The organism is Candidatus Omnitrophota bacterium, assembly GCA_041650805.1.
Taxonomy (GTDB): domain Bacteria; phylum Omnitrophota; class Gorgyraeia; order 2-01-FULL-45-10; family 2-01-FULL-45-10; genus JBAZKM01.
Genome location: JBAZKM010000006.1, coordinates 141,654 through 148,244, shown reverse-complemented (window position 1 = coordinate 148,244; position 6,591 = coordinate 141,654). Strand labels below are relative to the sequence as shown.

The following is a 6,591-nucleotide window of genomic DNA, read 5'->3' as shown; positions in this document are numbered from 1 at the left end:
GAAATATAACGTTACCTGTCTTATTGCTCCACAGAGGTCAGCACGCTCGATTCCGATGGCTTGGCCGCCGGCCTCATAAAGGTCACCTTCTTCGCCACGCGCTTAGACCCCAGTTTTTTGCCGTCGGGGGCGATCCTCGTTATCTCGCCGTATGTGACTTCCACCGTATCGCCCATGGCTATCTCTTTTATGCTCCTTTTGTTCTCCACCTTGACACTCTTGTCTATATTGAAAGCTAATTCTAGAGACGGGCCTGCCTGATCGATCCCGTATTCTATCGCTATGAAGCTCGGGCTTACCCCGCTTACGATGCCCACAACGGACCTGGTCGCCACCTCTTCCCGGGGCAGAGCGGCCTTCTCTTCGGCCGGGACCGCATAGGCCGGACCTGATATAAGATAAACGGCCGCGATGAGCGTTAATATAAGACGCCTTCTCATCGATCGAGCTCCTCTTTGACTATTTTTTGCCCTTCTTAACCGTCGTCGCCGGTGCCGCCTGTGTTTCGACCGCCGCCGTCGCCGTAACCGTCGCCGGATTCACCGTCGAGAATATGTACGTGGACGTCCTCCCCTTTGCCGGCTTCATGAAGACGGTCCCGGTCATGACGCCGCCTCTTATTTCACCCCTCAGGAACGCTTTGTCCTTATTGGCCGGGTTCGTCTTCATCGTCTCCCACGAAGCGGAGCCGTTCGGGTTGACGAAGAGACCGAAGTTGGAGACAGGATAACCCTTCGTTTCGAGGTTCCTCGAATTGACCGTCTCGTCGGTGAATGTGAGGATATCCGTCTCCACGCCCTGGGCCCCGTCCCTGTTATGCAGATATATGGTCCACTCCTGCGCCTTCAGGGCGGCGCGGCTCGACAGGTCGATCTCCTTCATCTGCTCTTCGCTGGCCACCTTGGGATCTACCAGGGCCTTCAATGATTTCGCATGAGATATCCCGCTCGATATGCCGACAAGGAATATGACCGCTACAAGTACCGTTAATTTTTTACTCATCTCTCACTCCTCCTTCTGTCCTTCGGTTTCGCTCATTACAGAACCCTGAGCATTTGTCGAAGGGTTCTTGGGTTGGCTTCCGTCCGCGACAGCGGCCGGATAAATCTGTATATTCGCGTCCTTCTTGAACTTTTCGAACCATTCGCCGTAACCCGTGTATCTCTTACCGGCTTTCACCTTTTCTCGGTATCTCTCCTTCACCTCTTCGAACTTTGATCCATCGGCCGCCGTCGATCCCAAGACCTTGAATACGCCCCACCCCTTGTAGATCGGCTCCGGTTTATGGAATTCGCCCGGCTTCATCCTTACCATCTCCTGGAGCGCCTTTTCCGGTATACCCCAGAAATCTATAAGGAACTGGCAGGTCACGCCTCCCGGCCGCCTGAAGTCCTTGGGCCTGGCCGCCTTCTCTTTGTCCCAGGAGGCCGGGTCCATAATGGCTTTATTATACCACATACCTGCGTCTTTTTCAAGGTCGTACTGGACAAGTTCCACATCCAGGGAGCTATTCTCGTTCAGAAAACCCTGTAACGCCTCCGCGTCGGTCACCTCCGGCTCTATCGCCTTCATGACCTCTTCTTTAAGGCGCTGCAGCTGGATCATATGCCTTATCTGGTTCTCAAAGAGCGCGATAGGCTCATTCGTCTTCTCTTTCACCCACTTCTCGTAACCCGCCCTGTCGCTCTTACGGTCGAACGCCACCCGTTCCGCCTGGAGTATCTTATCGACCTCACCGTCGACTTCCTCCTGATTTACCGTGATCCCCCTCCTGAACGCTTCATAAGACATGAGGAGCTGGTCCCATACCGCCTCCTCCACCTCTTCCGGCGTCTTTGGCTGCTTACCGAACTTGTTGCCGAATACGGATATTACGCTCTTTATGAAGAAGTAGTTCTGCTCCGGGACCCGCGTATCATAAAAGGTCCCGACGAATTTCAGCTGCTCCTCTTCTTTCGCTTCCGTCGTTCCGGTCGTATTGGCCGGCGCCGTCTCTTCCGCAAAAGACGATACTCCGGACCCTATACCCGATACCCTATACCCTATACCCAGGATCAGTAACGCTATCCCCGCCCCTATTAACGTTCTCCTCATTATTCCATCGGCTCCTTGCCGTCGTACGTCTGCCATGTCAGGATATATTTCTTGACGTAATCCACGTCGGGGTCGTCCTCTTTAGAGAGCATCAGATAACGTTTGAAATGCGTGATCGCCTTCCTGCGGTTCGTCAATTGTTCCGCGTAGATATAACCCAGGTTGAAGTGCGCGGCGCCATCATCGGGATTTATCTCGACCGCCTTCTCAAATTCCGTGCGCGCCCTTTCGTACTCTTTATTCTTCACGTAGAATACGCCGAGATTGTAGTGCATCTCCGACGTCTCTTTTATGAGCTGCTTATTCTGCCTCCCCATCTCGGAGAACTTCTTGGGCATCATTTTGAGGTTCTGCTCGAAGGCCTTGTTCGTCTTCAACGCCTCGGCGTAATCTTTCCTGGACGCGGCAAGCTCCTTCTCGAGGGCGTCCTTCTCCTCTTCCAACCTGCCCTGTTTTGCGGCCAGGTCTTTCAACTGCTTCTCTGCCTTCGCGAGCCGCGCCTCGACCTTGCTCTTCGTCGACTTCGCCTTGGCGAGATCGTTCTGGAGCCCCTTTATCGCGGCCTCCTTTTTGACCGTCTCCATCCCCGATTGGGATTCACTGACCCACTTCGAGAGCCGTTCCTCTTCGGCCCTGGATATCTCCAACTCTTTCGAAAGCGCGGTGTTCTCCTCTTTAAGCTTATCCCTCTCTTCTGTCAACGCTATCTTCTCCGGCTCGAAACCCTTGACCTGCTCTTCCAGCTCCTTCGTCCGCCCGCTCTCGACGAGCAATGTCTTCGCCTGCGCCATAAGGTTCTCGCGGTCCTGTTTCATCGCCTCGTTCTCTTTGAGCACCACGGCGTATTTATCGTTCAATTCCTGCATCTCCTGCCTGAGCTTCTCATAATCCTTCCCGACCTTTTCATAAGACGCCTCCACGCCGGCCAGTTTATCCTCCGTCTCTTTCAGCTTCTTGTTGTCGAATATAGCGGATGACGGATGGGCCGTTAGGACTAAAACTGCCGCCGCGATTATTATGGTGATCGCCTTATTCATCCTTCATCCCCTCGTCGAGTTTAAATACCGGACTGCCGGCCTTCTCTTTCCCCCGGGCCGGCGGATTCGAATACTCCCTGTAAGGTTTTATGAAATCGGCCGGGGACTTTTCTACGGAGATGATCTCCTTATCTTCCGTGAACGGCTTGTAGTCCTTATACTCCCTCGGCGCCTTATACTCGAAATCGGCCTCGTCTCCCGTCGTCAACAGGTCGCCGCTCACTATATGGGGGGTTATCATGATGAGGAGCTCCGTCCTCTCGGTCTTCGTGCTGGCGGATTTGAAGAGGAACCCTATTATCGGCACGTTTCCCAGAAAAGGTATCTGGTCGGAGTCCTTCGTCTTCTCCTCTTTGCGAAGGCCGCCTATGATTATAGTAGACCCGTCCTTCACCATCACGGTCGTCTCCGCCATCGACGTGTCGATTATCGGTATCTTATTCTTCGACGGCGTCTCGAGCGTGGAGACGACGCTCGATATCTCCGGCTTTATCTTCATCGTTATATAACCGTCCGTGTTTATCGTGGGTGTCACTGCCAGCTGGATGCCGACGTCGACGAAGGTCACCTCTTCGGAGACGGTGCTTGTCGTCTGCCCGGTGGTCGTCGTGGTGGTGACGTAGGCCTGCCGTTCCCCGATATGTATACGCGCCTCCTGGTTATTCACTACGGCGAGCTTCGGGCTGGAGAGGACCTGGGTATTGCCCAATGTCTGCATATACTTTACGAGGAAATCGAGGTCGTACTTCTGGCCCACTATACCGACGTGCATCTCTTCCCCGGGCGCGACCGTGGTGCCTCCGACATTGGTAACGGCATTGCCGCTGAACGGGACTGAGCCGACGCCTTTCGTAGCGTAATTATCGGTCAGGTAACTGTACCTGCTCGGCAGGACGGTCGCCGCCGCCGAGGTGGCCGTCTGCAGTACGCTGAAAGGATAAGAACCCATATAGATCATGCCTGCTTTCTTGCCGACGTTGGCTATCCCCTCCCAGTCGATACCGTGGGTCAGCGTATCGGCCAATTTCACTTTGATGATCTGCGTATCGATCAGGACTTCCCGCGTCTTGGTATCAAGGGCGGCTATTATCTTCTCTATGTCCGGCATCCTCTCCGGCAACGACTGGATTATTATCTGGTTCGAGCGCTCGTCCGCCTTTACCGAACCGACCTTCTTGGCGTCGAGCTGCATCTTCAGCTGCTCCTCCACCTCTTTGGCCTTGGCGTACTTCAGGTTGAAGACCTTTACGAGGTTCTTCTCCTCGAGCGTCGATATCGCCTTCTCTATCTCCTGGATCTTTTCCGGGGTGTCCATTATGAGCGCCGTGCCGGAATCCGGCTCGACGAGGACCCTGCCTATCTCGCTCTTCAGGGCATCGAGCATGCTGAAGGCCTGTTCGGGTATGGCGTATTGCAGTTTGAAGACCCTCACTTCCCGTATGTCGGAGAACTTCTTGCCGAAGATGGCCTTGTACTCCTCCTCGGTCATGACGTTGTATATATCTCCCTGCTTTGCGTAGGCGAGGCCGTTGGACCTCAACATGATATCGAATATGTCCCGGACCGGCACGTTCTCCACCATCAGCGTGACCCTGCCGGCAACGTTCTTCGTGGCTATGATGTTCGCGCCCGCCTTCACCGCCAGGAATTTAAGCGCCTCGACGATGTCGATATTCCTGAGGTCCAGGGAGACGTTCCCGTTCATGCCCCCTGCTATGATATCACGGCTCATCATAGAAGCCGGCGACGTAGGGTCGAGCGTCTCCGCGGACGCCGCCTGGGGCCCGGCATCCTCCGCCTCGGCGATCCTGAAAGATACCGGATATAGAACTATAGCCAGGAAGAATAGTAATATGCAGATATGGCCAGCAGCGCGTCTCATCTCAACTCCGTCTCCGTGCCGTCACAGCTCAATACGACCTTATCTTTGAATATCGCCTCGACCTTTACGCGCCCCAGCATCTGTCCCCTCTTGACGAAGAATGTCCTGAGCGCAAGCGTGTCCTCTATCATGGCGTCCGGCTCTTTCGACCAGGATATCCCCACCAGCTTGAAACGCTGGCCCTCTTCGGCCACCTTCTGGACGGGCGCGCCCGGGACAGCAGGCCTCTCCGGAGGGGCCTGCTCGCCGATCTTGAAGATATCCCTCTGCCTGACCTTCTCCAAATAGTATGACATCGCGTTCTTCAGGACCGACATGCTCTTTGGGCCCGCCTCCTCGCCTTTGGCCGTCTTGACGTCGTACTTCAACGACGGCAGTTTTGTCAGATAGACCGCGTTACTGTATACGCTGCCCAGTAGATATACCGTCAGCATAGCTATCAGGACGATGAGGACATTATTGAGCAGTTTTATATCGAGTTGAAGATAATCCCCGCTGAGCCATCTCTTGAGATTATCCCTGAAGAACGACAACCTGCCCATCCACGCGCCGCGGGAGAGCATGCTCATCCCCTGGTGTTTCACCGCCTGCGCCTGTATATTCACCGGCTTCGCGGAGTTCGTCTCTATAAGGCCTAGTAACTGTTTTTCTGGAGTAGCAGGTCTTTCCTGTGCCATCCCGATCTCACTTCCTCATCTACAAGTTCCCGCACCAGCGCGGCATCTATCACAAATCTATTTTTCAGGACGAGCGTCTTCAGCGCCCTGTGGCATAACATGGTTATACGCCTGGGGTAGCCTTTGCTGTACCGGTGTATCTCGCCTATCGCCTCATCGAGGAAGAGGTTCATGTTCGCTTTATACCCCGCCTGCCTTATCCTGAACTCTATCATCTCTTTCGTCTCCGCGAGGTCGAGGGGGTTGAGCGTATATTTGAAACTTATCCTGTCGAAGAAGTTGGGTATGTCTATGATCTTTGAGTGCAATTCCATCTGCCCCAGCAGGACGAGCTGCAGGAGTTTGAATTCGTTCGTTTCGTAATTGAGTAGGACCCGCAGGACCTCGAGGGAGCTCTCGTTAAGTTTCTGGGATTCGTCTATTATGAGGGTGACGATCTTGTTCTCCGTGACGCCTTTCTGGAAGAGGAACCTCTCGAGGGACTCCCTTATGTCGAGTATCGACGCGGGTGTGCCGCTTTCCGGGGAGGGGATAGCATCTATCTCGAAATTTCTTGCGAGGGCCGCGAGGAAGAGCGATTCGTCTTCGAAGGACGGGTCGAGGATTATCTGGAAGACGAAGTCGTCCCTGTCTTTCAGTTCCTGGATCAATTTCCGGGAGAGGGTCGTCTTGCCGGTCCCCACATCGCCGAGGACCACGGAGAGGCCGCGTTTCAGGCGGAGCTCTATCAGGATATTGGTCAGCGCCGTCTCGTGCTCTCTCGAGAGATAAAAAAAATTGGGATCAGGGCTCGTAGAAAAAGGCTCTTTTTCAAATCCCAATACTTTGTAATAACTCATTATTGAATTAGTCCTTTATATCATTATATATTATATAATAATATATCACAAAAGGTAGATTT

At 53.9% G+C, this 6,591-nt stretch carries 7 protein-coding genes; all 7 read right to left on the bottom strand.

Annotation, left to right across the window (positions count from 1 at the left end; genetic code table 11):
- Nucleotides 1-20 precede the first annotated feature (20 nt).
- From WC515_05920 to WC515_05890, 7 genes are read right to left on the bottom strand one after another with little or no spacing between them, the layout of a single operon-like run.
- Nucleotides 21-440 (bottom strand): hypothetical protein, encoded by a 420-nt coding sequence (locus WC515_05920; protein MFA5146886.1) that lies wholly within the window; start codon nucleotides 438-440, stop codon nucleotides 21-23.
- A 19-nt stretch (nucleotides 441-459) separates the two neighbouring features.
- Complete coding sequence (locus WC515_05915; protein MFA5146885.1) at nucleotides 460-1,002, bottom strand: hypothetical protein; 543 nt, start codon at nucleotides 1,000-1,002, stop codon at nucleotides 460-462.
- Between the two features lie 3 nt (nucleotides 1,003-1,005).
- Nucleotides 1,006-2,094 carry a hypothetical protein gene (locus WC515_05910; protein MFA5146884.1) on the bottom strand — a complete coding sequence of 363 codons (1,089 nt, stop codon included), beginning with the start codon at nucleotides 2,092-2,094 and terminating at the stop codon, nucleotides 1,006-1,008.
- Nucleotides 2,094-3,131 (bottom strand): tetratricopeptide repeat protein, encoded by a 1,038-nt coding sequence (locus WC515_05905; GenBank protein MFA5146883.1) that lies wholly within the window; start codon nucleotides 3,129-3,131, stop codon nucleotides 2,094-2,096. Before WC515_05905 ends, WC515_05910 begins: the two co-directional genes overlap by 1 nt.
- Entirely contained in the window at nucleotides 3,124-5,013 is a 1,890-nt protein-coding gene (locus WC515_05900; GenBank protein MFA5146882.1) for a secretin N-terminal domain-containing protein, read from the bottom strand. The genes WC515_05905 and WC515_05900 overlap by 8 nt, the downstream gene beginning before the upstream one ends.
- Nucleotides 5,010-5,690, bottom strand: coding sequence for a hypothetical protein (locus tag WC515_05895; GenBank protein ID MFA5146881.1), 681 nt, complete (start codon nucleotides 5,688-5,690; stop codon nucleotides 5,010-5,012). The genes WC515_05900 and WC515_05895 overlap by 4 nt, the downstream gene beginning before the upstream one ends.
- Nucleotides 5,648-6,529 carry an AAA family ATPase gene (locus WC515_05890; protein MFA5146880.1) on the bottom strand — a complete coding sequence of 294 codons (882 nt, stop codon included), beginning with the start codon at nucleotides 6,527-6,529 and terminating at the stop codon, nucleotides 5,648-5,650. Before WC515_05890 ends, WC515_05895 begins: the two co-directional genes overlap by 43 nt.
- Nucleotides 6,530-6,591: the final 62 nt, after the last annotated feature.

Coding starts and splice junctions, on each gene's coding strand:
- WC515_05915 (MFA5146885.1), bottom strand. CDS start 1,002: ATGAGTAAAAAATTAACGGTACTTGTAGCGGTCATATTCCTTGTCGGC.
- WC515_05920 (MFA5146886.1), bottom strand. CDS start 440: ATGAGAAGGCGTCTTATATTAACGCTCATCGCGGCCGTTTATCTTATA.
- WC515_05905 (MFA5146883.1), bottom strand. CDS start 3,131: ATGAATAAGGCGATCACCATAATAATCGCGGCGGCAGTTTTAGTCCTA.
- WC515_05910 (MFA5146884.1), bottom strand. CDS start 2,094: ATGAGGAGAACGTTAATAGGGGCGGGGATAGCGTTACTGATCCTGGGT.
- WC515_05895 (MFA5146881.1), bottom strand. CDS start 5,690: ATGGCACAGGAAAGACCTGCTACTCCAGAAAAACAGTTACTAGGCCTT.
- WC515_05900 (MFA5146882.1), bottom strand. CDS start 5,013: ATGAGACGCGCTGCTGGCCATATCTGCATATTACTATTCTTCCTGGCT.
- WC515_05890 (MFA5146880.1), bottom strand. CDS start 6,529: ATGAGTTATTACAAAGTATTGGGATTTGAAAAAGAGCCTTTTTCTACG.